The sequence below is a fragment of the Janthinobacterium sp. AD80 genome (genome assembly GCF_002878455.1).
Classification (GTDB): domain Bacteria; phylum Pseudomonadota; class Gammaproteobacteria; order Burkholderiales; family Burkholderiaceae_D; genus Janthinobacterium.
In genome coordinates, this window is the sequence record NZ_NRDQ01000309.1 from 1 (window position 1) to 844 (window position 844).

The 844-nt window shown below is 71.3% G+C and carries 1 protein-coding gene; it reads right to left on the bottom strand.

Features of this window, described 5'->3' with window-relative positions; genetic code table 11:
• Nucleotides 1-844: condensation domain-containing protein (locus JaAD80_RS29020; protein WP_258003252.1), on the bottom strand; the 844-nt coding region annotated here is incomplete at both ends.

Genomic DNA, 844 nt, shown 5'->3' on the forward strand with positions numbered 1-844 from the left:
CGGCCTGGCGCGCCACCAGCGCATACAGGCCGCCATCGGGCAAGTCCTGCGCATCGACGGGTGTGCCGCCGTCGCCCAGGGCCAGCAGCTGTGCCCGCTGCGCGGCCGGCAGCAGGGCCAGGCGCGACACGGGCGTGGCGGGCGCCTCGACGATGGAGGCCAGCAGCTGCGTGAACTGTTCCGCCATGCGGGCGATGGTGGCCGCTTCGAACAGCGCCACGCTGTAATCGATGACGCCGCACAGCGCGCCGTCGGCTTCCATCATCGACAGGGTGATCTCGAAGCGGGCCGCCTTGAACGGCGGCTCGAACGGGCCGGGACGCAAGCCGTGCCAGGCCGCCTGCGCTTCTTCTTCACTGGCGCTGGCCGCTGGCGCCTGCAGCACGAACATGGTCTGAAACAGGGTACTGCGGCCCGGCACGCGTTCGATCTGCAAGCCGTCGACGATGCGCTCCAGCGGCGCTTCCGCATGCGCGAGCGCGTCGAGGAAGTGCTGGCGGTTGCGCGCCAGCAGGGCGTTAAAGGCGGGATCGTCGGACAGGTCGGCGCGCAGGGCCAGGGTATTGACGAACAGGCCGATCAGCGGTTCGCATTCGGGCGCATTGCGGTTGGCCACGGGCGTGCCGACCACCACGTCGTCCTGGTTGGCCAGGCGCGCCAGCAGCACCTGGAAGGCCGACAGCAGGGCCATGAAGAGGGTCGCGCCCTCGGCCTGCGCCAGGGCTTTCACGGCTTGCGTCAGGGCGGGCGGCACGGCAAAGGCGTAGCGCTCGCCGACGGGCGACAGGCTGGGGCCGCGCGGCGCGTCGGCCGGCATTTCCAGCAAGCCGCTGCTGCCGGCCAG